At 66.8% G+C, this 14,112-nt stretch carries 14 protein-coding genes; all 14 read right to left on the reverse strand.

The features are described from left to right. Positions 1 to 73: 73 nt before the first annotated feature. Positions 74 to 1,102 (reverse strand): methyltransferase, encoded by a 1,029-nt coding sequence (locus W7U_RS11350; RefSeq protein WP_036428995.1) that lies wholly within the window; start codon positions 1,100 to 1,102, stop codon positions 74 to 76. Beyond that, a complete protein-coding gene (locus tag W7U_RS11355; protein ID WP_036428997.1) occupies positions 1,099 to 2,559 on the reverse strand; it encodes an MFS transporter in 1,461 nt (486 codons plus the stop codon). The genes W7U_RS11350 and W7U_RS11355 overlap by 4 nt, the downstream gene beginning before the upstream one ends. Before the next feature lie 52 nt (positions 2,560 to 2,611). Beyond that, positions 2,612 to 3,277 carry a nitroreductase family protein gene (locus tag W7U_RS11360; protein ID WP_008258018.1) on the reverse strand — a complete coding sequence of 222 codons (666 nt, stop codon included), beginning with the start codon at positions 3,275 to 3,277 and terminating at the stop codon, positions 2,612 to 2,614. Further along, entirely contained in the window at positions 3,274 to 3,663 is a 390-nt protein-coding gene (locus W7U_RS11365; RefSeq protein ID WP_008258020.1) for a Rid family hydrolase, read from the reverse strand. Before W7U_RS11365 ends, W7U_RS11360 begins: the two co-directional genes overlap by 4 nt. Then, positions 3,660 to 4,634, reverse strand: coding sequence for an NADP-dependent oxidoreductase (locus tag W7U_RS11370; protein ID WP_232518829.1), 975 nt, complete (start codon positions 4,632 to 4,634; stop codon positions 3,660 to 3,662). The genes W7U_RS11365 and W7U_RS11370 overlap by 4 nt, the downstream gene beginning before the upstream one ends. A gap of 53 nt (positions 4,635 to 4,687) precedes the next feature. After that, the gene (locus tag W7U_RS11375) at positions 4,688 to 6,166 is read right to left on the reverse strand and encodes an NAD(P)/FAD-dependent oxidoreductase (RefSeq protein WP_008258029.1); all 1,479 of its coding nucleotides are present in this window, start codon (positions 6,164 to 6,166) and stop codon (positions 4,688 to 4,690) included. A 5-nt stretch (positions 6,167 to 6,171) separates the two neighbouring features. Beyond that, complete coding sequence (locus W7U_RS11380) at positions 6,172 to 6,654, reverse strand: hypothetical protein (protein ID WP_050989387.1); 483 nt, start codon at positions 6,652 to 6,654, stop codon at positions 6,172 to 6,174. Then, on the reverse strand, positions 6,641 to 7,081 hold the full coding sequence (locus W7U_RS11385; protein WP_008258030.1) for a cupin domain-containing protein: 441 nt from the start codon (positions 7,079 to 7,081) through the stop codon (positions 6,641 to 6,643). Before W7U_RS11385 ends, W7U_RS11380 begins: the two co-directional genes overlap by 14 nt. Positions 7,082 to 7,099: 18 nt before the next feature. Beyond that, positions 7,100 to 8,020, reverse strand: a complete 921-nt coding sequence (locus tag W7U_RS11390; RefSeq protein WP_008258031.1) for an NADP-dependent oxidoreductase — start codon at positions 8,018 to 8,020, stop codon at positions 7,100 to 7,102. Further along, the gene (locus tag W7U_RS11395; protein ID WP_085976450.1) at positions 8,020 to 8,265 is read right to left on the reverse strand and encodes a hypothetical protein; all 246 of its coding nucleotides are present in this window, start codon (positions 8,263 to 8,265) and stop codon (positions 8,020 to 8,022) included. Before W7U_RS11395 ends, W7U_RS11390 begins: the two co-directional genes overlap by 1 nt. 98 nt (positions 8,266 to 8,363) lie before the next feature. Continuing rightward, entirely contained in the window at positions 8,364 to 9,599 is a 1,236-nt protein-coding gene (locus W7U_RS11400; RefSeq protein WP_008258036.1) for a PPE family protein, read from the reverse strand. 25 nt (positions 9,600 to 9,624) lie between these two features. After that, on the reverse strand, positions 9,625 to 10,677 hold the full coding sequence (locus tag W7U_RS11405; RefSeq protein WP_036428998.1) for an alpha/beta hydrolase: 1,053 nt from the start codon (positions 10,675 to 10,677) through the stop codon (positions 9,625 to 9,627). Positions 10,678 to 11,124: 447 nt separating this feature from the next. Further along, positions 11,125 to 11,613 carry a hypothetical protein gene (locus tag W7U_RS11410; RefSeq protein ID WP_008258040.1) on the reverse strand — a complete coding sequence of 163 codons (489 nt, stop codon included), beginning with the start codon at positions 11,611 to 11,613 and terminating at the stop codon, positions 11,125 to 11,127. A 502-nt stretch (positions 11,614 to 12,115) separates the two neighbouring features. Next, the gene (locus tag W7U_RS11415; RefSeq protein ID WP_008258042.1) at positions 12,116 to 13,900 is read right to left on the reverse strand and encodes a helix-turn-helix domain-containing protein; all 1,785 of its coding nucleotides are present in this window, start codon (positions 13,898 to 13,900) and stop codon (positions 12,116 to 12,118) included. Positions 13,901 to 14,112: the final 212 nt, after the last annotated feature.

Consider the following 14,112-nt stretch of genomic DNA (forward strand, 5'->3'; position numbering starts at 1 on the left):
ACATCTCTTCGCGTGCGCCACGGCTAGCCGAACGCCATCGCGGTCGAGTTGATTCCCGGGGTGGCTGCCGTGTTCAGATCGCTACGGCTTCTATGACGGCGAACTGCCCGGTCTGGCCGACGGTCGTGCGGCGAAGTCCGGTGGAGGCGAAGAGCGCGTCGAACTCGGCGATCTCACGTTCCCTGCCACCATTCATGACCAACATGTTCATGTCCATCATTGCCGGCAGCCCAGGAAGCCCGAATTCTCCGACGAGATAGTCGATGACGACGAGCCGCCCACCCTCTTGGAGGGCGGCACGGCAGTTTCTCAAGATCCGCATGCAGTTCTGGTCGTCCCAGTCGTGCAGGATGTATTTGAGCACATAAAGATCCGAGGACGGTACAGACTCGAAAAAGTCGCCTCCCACCGCGGTAAGTCGTTCCTGCAGACCCTCTTTGCGAGCCGCGGCCGCGGCGTCGGGCACGATGTGCGGCAAGTCGAAGACGCCACCGCGCAGGTGGGGGTTGGCCCGCATCATCGCCCGAAGCACCTCGCCGTTTGCTCCCCCGACGTCGAGCGCGTATTTGACGCCTCGGGTATCGACCACCTTTGCGATCTCGATCGCAGCGGCCGCACTGAGATTCGACATCGCTTCGGTGAAATGACTCGCCTCGTCGGGATGCGCGGCCAGATAGTCGAAGATCGTGCCGGGTGTGCCGTGTGCAGCCTCCATCTGGCCGGTGCCGCTGCGAACAGCATCCGGGAAGTGGCCCCAGGTCAGCCAATGACCAGGCGCGGCTTGGGCAAGGACCATGCCACGCAACGAGTTCGGGTCGTCGCGCAGCAGCGTACTGAGCAAGGACGTCCCACTGAGCCGCACACCATCGGTCGACGTGACAAGACCCAGCGAGGCGCAGGCACGGATCAGCCTCCGAGTGGCGTCCGGATCGATGCATTCCTCCGCCGCGATCGCTTCAGCCGTGTCGGTACCTGATGCGAGATGATCCGCCACGTTGAAAGTCGCTGCTGCACAGATGATCTGGGTGACCCAGAAACCGGTCAGCATGGTCATCATGCGCTCGTGGTCGTCGGCCCCTGACGGTACGGGTAGTGCTGTCATGTCTCCTCCATCGCGGCAGACGGACTCGAGGCCACGGCGGGTTGTACACCGGGCCGGTCACGGCACAACGCCGCGATGTCGCATGGCACTGGTCGGCACCCGGCAGGCGAATTGGATATCAACAGGGCGGCGCACAACGCGCCCAGACCGAACAGTGCGGCGCTTACCTCCAACACGTGGGCGAATCCGTCCGCGCTCGCCGTGCCGACGGTGATCAGGCCCATGGACCCGATCGACATCAGCGCGGCCAGCCGCGAGACGGCGTTGTTGATCGCCGACGCCAGGCCGCTGTGTTCGGTCGGCACCGAGGCCAGTGTCACCGACATCAGCGGTGTGACCGTCGCGACGAGTCCTAAGGCTAGGACAGTCATCCCCGGGACGAGGTCGGTAACCGCATGGAATCCAGCAGGTTTCGGGCGGATCAGCAGCAGCCCGATCCCAGCCAAGGCGGGCCCCCCGATCAGGAACGCGCGTGGCCCCACCCGCGCGGCGATGCGACCGACATGGCGGGCGAACACGAACGACAGCGCCGGAATCGGCAGGGTGGCCAGCCCGGCCGCGGTGGCGGAGTACCGGCCGACTTCCTGGGTGTAGAGGGCGACGGCCAGCGATCCCAGCGTCAATGCGCTGTAGACGAAGGCGGTGACGAGGTTGGCGGCCGCGAAGTTGCGAAAGGTGAACAGCGGCAACGGAAGCATCGGGCACCTGCTGCGGCGTTGCCAGCTCACGAAGCCGGCCAGGGCGGCGACCCCGACCACCAATGGTGCGAGGACCGCCGGGTCGGTCCAGCCATCGCGTTGGGATTCGATCAACGCATATACGGTCGCGCCCAGCCCCACCGCCGACAGGCCCACCCCCGCGGTATCGACACGGGCGCCTTTGACCCGCCCCGACACTTGGCACAGCCAGAACGTCAGCGCATAGCCGACCGCCATGGGGATCGCGGACAATACGAAAATCCAACGCCAGCCGAGAAAGTCGACGCACAGTCCGCCCAGCAGGGGGCCCGCAGCGAAGGCGGTTCCCGTCCACCCGGTCCAGACGCCGATCGCCGCGGACCGCTGCGCCTTGTCGAAGACCGTGTTGATCAGCGCCAGCGAGCCCGGCACCAGGAACGCGGCACCCAGGCCTTGGACGAGGCGCGCGGCGATCAGCATCGCCGGAGAGGTGGCGACCGCCGCCAGGACCGAGCCCGCGCCGAAAGCCAGCAGCCCGAAGCGCATCACCGGAACGCGCCCGAACAGGTCCGAGACGGAGCCGCCGGGCAACATCGCTGCCACCATCGCCAACAGGTAGCCGTCGACGATCCATTGCTGCAGCACCAGGCCACCCCCGAGGTCGTGTTCGGTGGCCGGCAAGGCCAGGTTGATCACGGTGGAGTCGAGGAACGCGACCATCGACACCATCACCGCGACCACCATCGCGCGACTTGTCGGTGCCGCATCGCGCCACGTCACTGCGGAGTCCGTTCGGCACGTGATCGCGACCGGACGCCAAACCCGTTGGGGCTCACCATCGGTCGAAATGCAGCACGTCATCCAGTGGAACCCGTCGGGCACGGCGGAAGGTAGTGCCGGTGTAGTAGGCGGTGGGGATGGTCGTGGCGTGGTACACGTTGTCGGGCAGGCCGAGGATGGCCCGCATCTCGTCGTCGGCCATGATGGTCACTCCGGTCCACGTGGTTCCCAGGCCCCGAGAGCGCGCCGCGAGCATGTAGCTCCAGGTGGCGGGCATGATCGAACTCCAATACTGGTTGGCGTTTTCGGCCGTCAGCGTGCCGTCACCGTCGATCACCTCTACGCACGGGATCATCAAGACGGGGACTTCGCTGAAATGCTCGGCGAGGTACGCCGCGCTGTCGGACACTTTGCGTTGCTCGCGATTGCGTGCGGGGTCCTCCTTGAACCGATCGGCGACCGCGAACGGCGACGCCGCGATCAGGTTCCAGGTGCGGCGGTACACATCGGCGATCGCACGGCGCTGTTCGGCGTCGGTGACCACGATGAAGCTCCAGTTCTGCACGTTGGCCGATGTCGGTGCCTGCACCGCAATCTCGAGGCATTCCCGGATCAGGCCGAGGGGAACGGGTCTGGTCAGATCGAGTCGTCTGCGCACCGATCGGGTCGTGGTCAGCAGTTCGTCGGTGGACAAGTCGACTTTCGCGTGATCGCTCATGCCGGCAGGATCGCGATGACTTCGACTTCCACGCGGATGTCCGGCCATACCAGCCCGTCGATGATGCTGAACATGCCGCCGGGTCGGTGGCGGATGAACTCTTTACTCACGGCCAGGTAGGCGGCCGCGTTGTCGCGATTGGTGATCCACTGGCGCATGTAGACAATGTCGGTGAGCGTGGCGCCGGCCTTGCCGAGCGCGTTTTCGACATTGGTCCAGCACTGGCGCGCCTCCTCGGTGAAATCCTCGGGCAGCGTGCCGTCTTCGCGCACGCCGGGTGTTCCGGAGACGAAGATCTGTGTGCCGCCGCCGGATACGGCGACGGCGTCGGCGTAGTGCCCGATGTGATCGGCCACTCCGGTGCGGATCGGGGTAATGGTGGTCATCGCGAGACTCCTTGGCGGTGTGTGCTTTTCGGCTGACTTTGTGAGCTGTCTGTCGTGATGGCGACTCCGCTGGCCTCGTGGCCTGCGACGACATGCGCGAGGGCGGCGGCGGCCCGATCAAGGCCGCAGGAGCGTGGGGCCGGCATGCTCAATCGACCGGTAGCGAGTAGCGCGGCGAGGCGGCCGAGTTGAGCCCCGTCGGAACGGACGTACACCGCTGTCACGCTGATTCCGCGGGCCGATGCGGGTGGATCCGGGGTGATGGTGGCCAGTCGGCCGCCGTCGGCAAGCGCGGTCATCGCCGCAGCAGCACCCCCGGGGGCGGCGTTGGCGACGGCGTCGATAGAGCCCCTCGCCAACGCCCTTGCGTGTTGCGGCCACAGCGGATCGCGGTAGTCGATGACTTCGCGGGCGCCATGCCCGCGGACCCGGACGGCGCTGCGCGGGCCGGCGGTGGCGAGCACATCGACACCGCGCAGGGCGGCCAGCTGGACAATGAGGCCGCCGGTGATCCCACCCGCGCCATGAACGAGCAACGTCTCTCCCCCGCGAAGGGCCAACGCCTCGCCGACCACCTGCTCGGCGGTCAACGCCGGCACCGGAAAGATCCCTGCGGTCTCCCACGGAATCTCGGGCGGTTTCTTGGCGAGCGATCCGGTGGATGCGATCAGCAGCGGCGCCCAAGTGCCCTGATCGCGTAGCGGCACAGGGTGACACAGCACCTCATCGCCCACACCGAATCCGCCCGGGCTGTTGCCGACGGCTTTGATGACCCCGGCCGCCTCGACGCCGAGTGCCAGTGGCGGCCCCGCGCCAACGTCCCAACCCCCGTAGCGAATGATGTTGTCCCAGTTGCCGACCCCGGCGCCGAGAACGTCGATGAGGACCTCGTCGGCCGCCAAGGGTCGCGGGTCGTCCACGTCGAACGTCTCCACGTTTCCGCCGAGCGTGCGGATCCCCGCCACAAGCATGGTCACGGCGAGGAGGGCGGCCGGTCGTAGGTCATCGTGGTTCCTTCCAAGGCTCAAGCGCTCTTCTGCGCTTTCTGCGTCTCGGTTTTCAGTAACCGGGCGAGTTCGGACTCTTCGGCCAGTAGCGGATCCCAGACCTGATTGACCGTCGGATGCGGCGCGACCGCATGGCGTAGGAGGCTGACCGGGACCTTCGCGACGATGGCCAGGGTGGCCGCTTGAACCAATTCCGAGAACTGCGGGCCGACGAAGGTCGCCCCGAGCAATGTGTCGGTCTCGTCGTTGATGACCAGTTTCGCCCATCCTTGGAAGCCATCCCGGTATAGGGCGAGGAATGACACTGCGCCGGGGTAACGGGCGGTCCGCGTCCGCACCGCGAATCCTTCTGCTCGGGCCTGACTTTCGGTGCGCCCCGCCCACGCCACTTGAGGGTCAGTGTGGATAACCTGCGCCAGGTTGCCGGCATCGTGGGCGGTCAACTCGTTCTCGGACAGTTCCCGTCCCGCGGCCCGGGCCGCGATGATGTCGGCCACGACGCGGCCGTGGTAGGTGGAGATATGAGACAGCCGGGCACGCCCCGTGGTATCCCCCAGCGCGTAGAGCCAGCCGCCGGTGACGCCGACCGCTTGCAGATGGTCGTCCACGGAGACGAACTCGCCTCTTGGCAGGCCAAGGGTTTCCAGTCCGATGTTGTCTGTGTTGTTGCGCCGTCCGGCGGCAAGCACTATTTCGTCGACCTCGATGGTCTGGCCGTGGAAAGTCGCGTTGACGCAGCCACCCGCCACGGGCCGGCATACCGCCGACAACTCTGTCTCAAAATGAATCGTGACACCTTTGCTTCGCAGCGACTGCGTGACCAGTTCACGAGCTTGGGGTTCGCAGTTGGCGATCAGGGTGTTTTCACGTACCAGAAGTGTTACCGCCGAGCCGAATCCGGTCAGGATGGTCGCGAACTCAACAGCGACGGGGCCGCCACCCACCACCAACGCGCGAGGTGGAACCCGCGTCATGGTCGTCAAGTCCCGATTGGTCCACGGGCGGGCTTGCGCCAGCCCAGGTATCTCCGGCACGTTAGGACGAGTGCCGGTCGCCACGACGACCGCATGGTGTGCCGTCAGGACGACTTCGGTGGTATCTCCCGGGGCGTAGGCCACGCGCACTGTTCGTTCTCCGCTCAGCCGTCCGAAGCCGTGAAACACCGCGACCCCGGCTTGCCGTAGCGATGCTCTTCGGTCGTCGTCCGAAAGGTGCTCGATGATCGCATCGCGCTTCGCGAAGACGGCGGCCACGTCGATCTTTCGGTCCGAAATAGCTTCTCGCACACCTGGAACCGACCTCGCGAGGTTGAACACCTCGATCGGGCGCAGCAGTGTTTTGCTGGGGTTGCAGCCCCAATAATGGCACTCCCCGCCGACCAGACGATCGTCGATGAGCGCTACCGACAGGCCCACGGACGCGAGCTTGCGCACGGCGGCCACACCGGCCACCCCGCCGCCTATGACGATCACGTCGAAGTCCTTGCTCGCTTTCATCAGGCTCACCCGTTACAACGAGCCGGGTTGCGACGGTTGGAAGTTTCCGGACTGCATGAGGCGCCAGCGGCGGGTGCCGGCGATGTCGCGCCGAGTATGGCGTAGGCCGCGGCGGCGCTTGCCGCGGAGAAGACGCTGTAGCTAAGCGGTGACTCGATACCGAGGGATACGGCCATCGCGGTCCCAAATACAGTGAGCACCAGGCAGGTCGCCGCCCCGACGAGTTTCGGCCACCAGCCGGCCAGGAGCAGGATCGCCAGGCTCGCTTCGGTGGCGGTGGCGGCCCACACGATGACGGTCAACGACCATCCAGAAGCATACGGAACAAGCCGGTGGGCATAGTCGGCGAAGCGGTCCATACTCCCCCAGCTACCCTGCCCAAACGGTTCCCACCACCCGAATCGGTCCGCAACAGCGGACAGAAAGGCCGCCGCGAGTGAGACTCGTAGTGCCATCCGGACAACTCGGATCGGATCAGGCGTGCGCATGGCTCGCGTTGTCGTCCGTGGTGAGCGGTCCGTCTCCGGTGTCCAGGAGGAACACCGCCAGCAATTCGGCGGGTTCGGTGGCGCTGGCATTTTCACTGATGGTGTGGTGGGCGCCGGGCGCTTCACTCCATGTCTCCCCGACGTGATAGACGCGTGCCGGCTCACCTTCGACCTGACTGCGGATCGCACCCGAGATCACGTACGCCACGATGAACGCCGATTTCGCGTGGTGGTGGGCTTCGCTCTTGGCTCCGGGCGGATAGCTGACGCTCACTGCCTCAAGTGATTTGCCCGGCACATTGGTGGGTTGATTGAAAACCGGGCGGACCACCGGCTTTTGCTCCGGATTCTCTGGCGCCGGCTCGGCGTGCGCGGCAGGCGCGAGCATCACCGCCACGGTCAGCGCGGCGAGCGGTTTTAGGGCCATTTTGGCCGCCTTCCCTTTTCAGTCCTCGACGACCCGCAGGATCGTCTTGCCGGGGATGCGCTTGCCGGGAGCGAACGCGGTGGCGGCGTCGGCGAGCGGCAGGACCGCGCCGACGACTGGCTTGAGGCGTCCGTCCCGCACTCGCGCGGCGAGGTCTGCGAGCTGGGCGCGGTCGGCTTCGACAAGGAAGAAAACTGCCCGTCCGTCGTGCGGCTGGGTCTTCGGCGGCTCCGCGATGGTGACGAGCGTCCCGCCCGCCCGCACCAGTGCGGCCGATCGGGCGAGGACCTCCCCGCCGATCACGTCAAACACCACATCGACTTCGCCTGCGTCCTCGAGCTTTTCGGTCTCCAAGTCGAGGAAGGCGTGCACGCCGAGCTCCTCCGCTCGGTCGCGGTCTGCGGTCCGGCCGGTGCCGATGACGCGCGCACCGACCTCGCGGGCGAGCTGCACCGCGATCGACCCGACCCCACCCGCGGCGCCGTGGATCAGAACCGTTTGCCCGGCGGCGAGGCGGCCGTGGTCGAACAGGCCCTGCCAGGCGGCCAATCCAGAGATCGGCAGCGCCGCGGCCACGGTGTGGTCGATGTCCATCGGCAGCGGTGCGAGATTGCGGGCTTCCACCGCGGCGTACTCCGCCAGCGAGCCGTTGCGGGCCCAGTCGGCGAGTCCGAACACCCGCTGGCCGACAGTCAAAAGTGTGGTGCCGTAACCCAACTCAACCACGACGCCCGACAGCTCGTGGCCGGGCACGCTCGGTGTCCGGTCGTGACCCGAGCGGTCGATCCACGTGTGCGGCCAGTCAAGCTCGCCGGGTGTGAAACCGGCGGCGTGTACCCGCACGACGACGTCGTTGTCGGCCGCCTGGGGGTAGGGCAGGTCCGTCAGCGACAGGCCGGCGACACCGGCGTGACGATCTGAAACAGTGATGGCTCGCATTACAGGTCCTTCCTGATATGGGTGGTTGTCGTCGGGTCAGCCGCGGGCTGCGGTTGTACGCTGACGAGCTCGAGGCCGAGATCACGGACCCGGTCGAGAAGTCCGTAAAGCTGTGACTGGTCGCGGATTTCACCGGTGAACACGGTTTCGGTCGCACCGGCCTCGAGGCGCATCCCTTCTAATGCGGACCCGAGCCGCTCGGTCACGCGGCCTCGAATGCAGATCTGGTACATCGTCGACTGCACTTGCCCTCCGCTCGCCGGCTGTCGAGTCAGCATTCACCGGTGCGGGGTGAGTCGTCATCACCCGGCGAGCCAAATCACCCGGGTGAGCGCGAACCGGTTCACATCGTGATGCGCGCCCCGCCGTCATCCGGCGGGCGTGGCGTCACGGTGATGGTGATCGTGGACCGGCTTTGGGGCGGAGCACCGCGGATGCCGCGCATCGCCATACTCGCCAAAGCCATTTCGTTGAGCATGTTTTCCGGATTCGTCGCCAGGACGGTCGGGGGGATGGGGCCGGGGAGGGAGTTCGGCCATGTCACCGCGACGGCCCTGATGGTCGGCGTGGCCGCGGCCCAGCCCGGCGGCACCGACAGCGCGCCGATTGAGGAGGCTCGGCCCACCCCCGCCGACAGCACGGGCGCCGCACCGCTGCCCGCCCTCTCCGCCGAACCCAATGACGCTGCTGCGCTCGCTCCCGGACCTCCCGAAAGCGCCCCCAAACGTTCCAATACGGCGTCCATCTTGCTGGCACCGTCCGGGTCGTAGTGCGCCGCGTAGCCCAAGCCCGCATACGACCCGGCCGTCCCCGTGGACGTGATGGCTGTCGCCGCCGATGAGACGGCCAGGTTCACCGGGCTCAGTAAGCTCAGCAATTCCAAGAACGAGGGAAGTCCTGCCGCGGCCGGTAGAGGAAGCGCAAGTCCCTGAAGCGCATTGGGTACCGCGGAGAGCAGCTGCGAGCCCGCCGACAGGATGGCCTGGGTGGCCGTGCCGGCTGTCGTGGTGCCGGCGTGGGCAGCCGCGGCGCCCTGTTCGGCGACCCCTGCTGGATCGGTGGTGGGAAGGGGCGAGGTAAACGGCGGTAACGCCGAAGCCGCAGCGGATGCGCCCGCATACCCGTACATCGCCCCGGCGTCTTGGGCCCACATTTCGCCGTACTCGGCTTCGGTGGCCGCGATCGCCGGGGTGTTTTGGCCGAAGAAGTTCGTCGCGATCAGCAACATCAGCTGCGCACGGTTGGCCGCGACCACCGGTGGAGGCACCGTCATCGCGAAAGCGGCCTCGTAGGCGGCCGCGGCGACCCTGGCCTCGGCAGCGGCCTGCTCGCACAGGGCCGCCGTCGTCGTCAGCCAGGAGACGTAGGGTGCGGCGGCGGCCGCCATCGCCACCGACCCGGGACCCAGCCATGCTGCGCTGGTGAGGTCCGAGATCACCGACCCATAGGAGCCGGCGGCGCAATACAGGTCGGCGGCCAGCCCGTCCCAGGCCGCCGAGGCGGCCAGCATCGACCCGCAGCCGGGACCGGAATACATTCGGCCGGAGTTGATCTCAGGCGGCAGCGCCCCGAAATCCATCTTCGAAATCCCCAGGTTCCTCCGGCTATCCGGTCGCCTCGCGGATGTAGCGGCCGATCTGACGCAACGAGCGGATGGCTTCGGGGATCATCGGCGCGGCGAGCTGGAACACGTGGATTTGGCCCGGCCATACCTGCACTTCGACCGGCACCCCGGCGGCGGCCAGTCGTTGAGCCGCCAGCTGCGCGTCGTGAAGCAACACCTCGCAACCGGACACATGGATCAGCATGGGCGGCAGGCCGGGTCGGATGTGGTCGAGCGGCTCGTAGAGCGCGTCGGAATGCCCGTAGGCGGCGGTGCGCCCTGCGGCGCGAGTGATCAAGGCGTGGAAGGCGTCGAACGCTCTGGGCGGAAACATCGCGTCCGAGCCGACGTTGGGATGAGTCGTTTTGGGTTGCGTGGCCAGTTGCAGCAGCGGTGACATGGCCGCCATCGCTGCCGGCTGCTCACCGCACTCGAGCAGGCGTTGGGCCAGCGCTAGTGCCAGATAGCCGCCGGCGGAATCGCCGGCCAACACGATCTGGTCGGGCTGGTAACCCTGTCGTCGCAACCAGCGGTACCCGTCGTAGCAGTCCTCGATCGCCTCGCCGATCGCATGTTTGGGGATCTTGCGGTAGTTGGGCACCAGTACGGGGCTGTCGGCGAAGCCGGACAGCATGCTGACCAGCCGACCGTGCGAGTGGGCGCCGCAGGTGAGGAAGGCTCCGCCGTGCAGGTACAGGACGGCCCGGTGGGAGCCGTCGGCCGGTAGCACTCCGGCGGCGCGGACTAGCTGCGCACTGCAGTGCGCCAGCCCGACACCCGTGCGTACCGTGCCCGGTGGCGGGGCGATGGCGCGAGCGGCGATCTCAACGGCGCCCCATGGCCAGGGCGCCGAGGGCAGGTGGCTGCCCACGCTCAGTGCGGGCCGGATCATCAGTCGGGCACTCAGCGAGGCAATGCGCCCAGCCATGCTCGGACCGTCCTGGATCACATCGACGACGACGTCCGCGCGGAACGGGGACCGTCGGGCTTTACGCGCCCTGGGCGCTCCTAGACCGGGGCGCGGTGAACCGGGTACGGCGGCGGGCGCGGTCATGTCAACGCTTCCGCGCTCGGGAAATCGGTTGCCCCACGCCCCCAACGGATTTCACGTGGTGATTGCGCCGCGAGCGGCCTGGGCTCGTCGTGTCGACTCTGGGGTGAGAACCAGGCGCGCATACCCCGCACAAGCGCGTACGCTGCCGGTCAGCGAATCTGGGTGATTCGCTTGGGAGTTGGCGCGCGTCTCCGCATGACGGGCACTGTTGTCCGCCAGCGGTCGCCGCCTGCCGATCACGGCGCTGCCAAACAGCCGCACGTCCCCGGGCCATCGCTTGGCGGCGTCGCTTGCTGGCGTAGGCGATCAGCCCCGCCGCGGTCGAGCACCCCACCCAGATGCCGGCGGTGACGCCGAAATCGGTGAGTCGACCATTGACCAATGTGAGAAGCGCATAATCACCGGCCACCACAGCCACCAACACGGAGGCAACGCGTACCCGGGTCATCATGACAATCCCTCGGACCCGATCGGGCGCACAGCGAAGACGCTGCGCAGGTATCCGGTGGAACGCCCGCAGGTCGCACACACCGGGCGGGTGCCGCAGCGCGACGCCATCTCGCGTTTGTCACCTACGTAGGTCGCCATCGCCCATCGCACAGTGGCCAGGCAGTGTTGGCAGAGCGTTTCGACGAGGTCACCGTCCGGGCTGAGCCCCATTTGGTCGCATCCGTCGATGGCGTGTATCTCGGCGACCGCCACCGCCGGCGCACCGCATGTGGTGCCGGTCGCCAGCCCCTGGGCACTGCAGATGGGCTGCAGCGCGTGAAGTTGGTCCTCGATCGCCGGGATGGCGCCCGTCCCGGCCTCTCCATTGCGGCGCGCCCAATGCCGGGCAGATGCGGCGGCGCCCCGTAATCGATGCAGCAGCCATGGTGTTCGCGTGGCGCCGGAGCCGTATTCGGTTGGCGGTCGTTGAAATTGGCGGGGCTTCATGTGTTTTCTCCACTTCGTGGCGGTGGCGGTTCCGCGGTGATCGACACAGCGAGGTTGTCCACCTTCACCCCGACCCGTTGCTCGCTCATGCGGCCTGAATGCCGATCCCCGAAACGTGGTGGACTCCACGTACCGTCCGCTCGCCAGTTGTTAAGTCAGCATTAACCGACGTGGGATGAGTGGTCATCGCCCGGCGAACTGATTCACCCGGGTGATTTGCCTGGCATTGGGAGCGTCACGAGCTGTCAGCGAACGTCGCTCAAGGTGGTGTATTCGCGACGTCATCCCCCGCACGTGGGTGAGCCACCCATTTGCCGAGAGGATGCGCGGTGCGAATCGAAGAGGCGGTCAGCGGCTCATCGCGTTGCCGCAGCCGGGCGGGGCGCCCGCGACGCGCCCGGCGCTTTGGCGAGCCGGAACTTGGCCAGCAACGGCCGAGGGACGCGGCGCTTCCTGATGATGACTGCGGGCCAATGCTTTTCGGCCGACAAGCGCAAGGCCGTTACGCGATGCCGTAATCGTTGATCTTGCGGTAGATGGTCGCACGTGACATTCCCAGGGCGCGTGCGGCCTCTTGTTTGTTGCCGCCGCTGTCCTGAAGGCTGCGGACAATCGCATCGCGCTCCAGAGCCTCCATCCGAGTCAGCTTGCGTCGTGTGACGGACCGGCACTCCGGCGGCAACTTGTCGACGCCGATAATGCCGGATCGTTGGCGGGCAACGGTGTCGGTCAGGACCCGGCGCAGCTGCGAGACGTTGCCCGGCCACGGCAACCTGCTCAGCTGCCGCATGGCCTCGGGCGCCAGCGTCACATCGGCGCCCCGGGTGATCTCGCGCAGCAGCAGGGGCACGAGTTCCTCGAGGTCGTCAATCCTGTGTCGCAACGCGGGCACGGTGACGGTATGGGTGAACAGCGGCAGTAACTGTTTGATCGGTGCAGCAGGAGCCGCGGAACTTGTGGTGGCCGCGATCCACCCCCGACCTGCGCGCGCGGCCAGCATCGGCACGATCGCTTCGAGTATGTCCTCGTCGATGTCATCCACGTCGGCGATCACCACCGCGAAGTCGTCATCGGCGGCCAGTGTCGCCAGCTCGGCGACGAAAGATGCCGCGCTCCCGAAGCTTTCGCTGCGCATCACGCGAATCGTTCGGTCCGGCTTCACATGCTGCCCCACCGCCTGCGCCAGCTTTGCCCGGCCGGATCCCTTCTCACCCTCGATCATCACCCATTCTCGGTCGCGGCAGCACTGCCGGACCTGCTGGCAGCAATGCAGCCAGGCGCTATTGCGACCGACCAAGCCGGGGATGTACGTGGACGCAAGGCGGCCCGTTCGACGCGATTGCGAGCCGGTCTCGCCGGAAAGATCAACGCGGAAAACGACGTTGAGGCGGCCGGCGCGTGTCGTCGACCGGTCGGCGGCGGTGATTTTGGCGATGTGTCCCCTCGGCAGCACAACCAGCGCCGTGCCCGACAGGGTGGACGTGAGCAGATCCGAGGCGTGTTCAAGCAGCGCGGTCTGCTCGTCCCCGTCGAGCGTGCGACGCAGGTAGGGATTCATCAACACGACATCGCCACCGATCGCCAACACGCCGGCCGAACATCGCCGTGCCTGCTGCAGATAGGCTTCCAGAAGTGCCGTCTCGCTCTCATGAGCCACCACGCGCAAGCGATCCTCGATGTGGCGACTGGCGCTGGTAGCCAGCGCGAGCAGCAGTGGATCGGATCGGTCTGCGAGACAGCTCAGATTGACGGCTCCGATGACTCTGCCCGTTACGGGATCACGGATCGGTGACCCCGCGCACGCAAAACCGGTGAACATAGCCACGTAGTGCTCGCTGCCACCGATGAATGTGGGCTGTCCGGTTTCCAGAGCCGTGCCGATCCCGTTGGTGCCCGCCACCTCTTCGGCCAAGCTATAGCCCGGTGCGAGGCTCACCGTGTCCAACGCGTCGAGGATGGGGACTGCCGCAGCGGTCCGATCGACGACCACACCGTCAGCCGACGTCAGGACGACGCTGACATCCTGCGCGGCCAGGTCAAAGGTGACCCGCTCCAGCACCGGCGCAGCCGCGCGCACCAGGCGCGAACCCCTGTTGGGTTCGCGCACAAAGGGCAGCTCGACCCGGTCGGGGTGGACTTGCAGGGCCCGGGACCGACGCCACGAATCGAGGACACCGGGGCGCAGAATGTCCTCATCGACTGAGCGAATCACGTCAAGGGACTCCACGGGCAGGAACGTTTCCTTGGCCTGCTCGAGTTCGGCCGTGCGGCGCGCCTGTGAACCCATCCCCAACTACCTCGACTCCGGGTCACCGTCGCGGAGCGGCGGCTGACACCCGCCGACCGCGGCCGGAGACTGGGTGTCCCTTCGCTGCAGACAGCAAACTTTTATCGACTTCGGCGATTACCCTACGCGCGCGACGGGTGCGTTGCTCGGATGAACCGATACACCCGTCCGAAGCCAAGCGGAAAGACCATGACGGACCGTCCGCCGTCGTC

This window comes from Mycobacterium sp. H4Y (genome assembly GCF_000364405.1).
In the GTDB taxonomy this organism is placed as follows: Bacteria; Actinomycetota; Actinomycetes; order Mycobacteriales; family Mycobacteriaceae; genus Mycobacterium; species Mycobacterium intracellulare.

Coding starts and splice junctions, on each gene's coding strand:
- W7U_RS11380 (WP_050989387.1), bottom strand. CDS start 6,654: ATGCGCACGCCTGATCCGATCCGAGTTGTCCGGATGGCACTACGAGTC.
- W7U_RS11410 (WP_008258040.1), bottom strand. CDS start 11,613: ATGAAGCCCCGCCAATTTCAACGACCGCCAACCGAATACGGCTCCGGC.
- W7U_RS11400 (WP_008258036.1), bottom strand. CDS start 9,599: ATGGATTTCGGGGCGCTGCCGCCTGAGATCAACTCCGGCCGAATGTAT.
- W7U_RS11390 (WP_008258031.1), bottom strand. CDS start 8,020: ATGCGAGCCATCACTGTTTCAGATCGTCACGCCGGTGTCGCCGGCCTG.
- W7U_RS11375 (WP_008258029.1), bottom strand. CDS start 6,166: ATGAAAGCGAGCAAGGACTTCGACGTGATCGTCATAGGCGGCGGGGTG.
- W7U_RS11405 (WP_036428998.1), bottom strand. CDS start 10,677: ATGACCGCGCCCGCCGCCGTACCCGGTTCACCGCGCCCCGGTCTAGGA.
- W7U_RS11350 (WP_036428995.1), bottom strand. CDS start 1,102: ATGACAGCACTACCCGTACCGTCAGGGGCCGACGACCACGAGCGCATG.
- W7U_RS11415 (WP_008258042.1), bottom strand. CDS start 13,900: ATGGGTTCACAGGCGCGCCGCACGGCCGAACTCGAGCAGGCCAAGGAA.
- W7U_RS11385 (WP_008258030.1), bottom strand. CDS start 7,081: ATGGCCCTAAAACCGCTCGCCGCGCTGACCGTGGCGGTGATGCTCGCG.
- W7U_RS11360 (WP_008258018.1), bottom strand. CDS start 3,277: ATGAGCGATCACGCGAAAGTCGACTTGTCCACCGACGAACTGCTGACC.
- W7U_RS11365 (WP_008258020.1), bottom strand. CDS start 3,663: ATGACCACCATTACCCCGATCCGCACCGGAGTGGCCGATCACATCGGG.
- W7U_RS11370 (WP_232518829.1), bottom strand. CDS start 4,634: ATGCTTGTGGCGGGGATCCGCACGCTCGGCGGAAACGTGGAGACGTTC.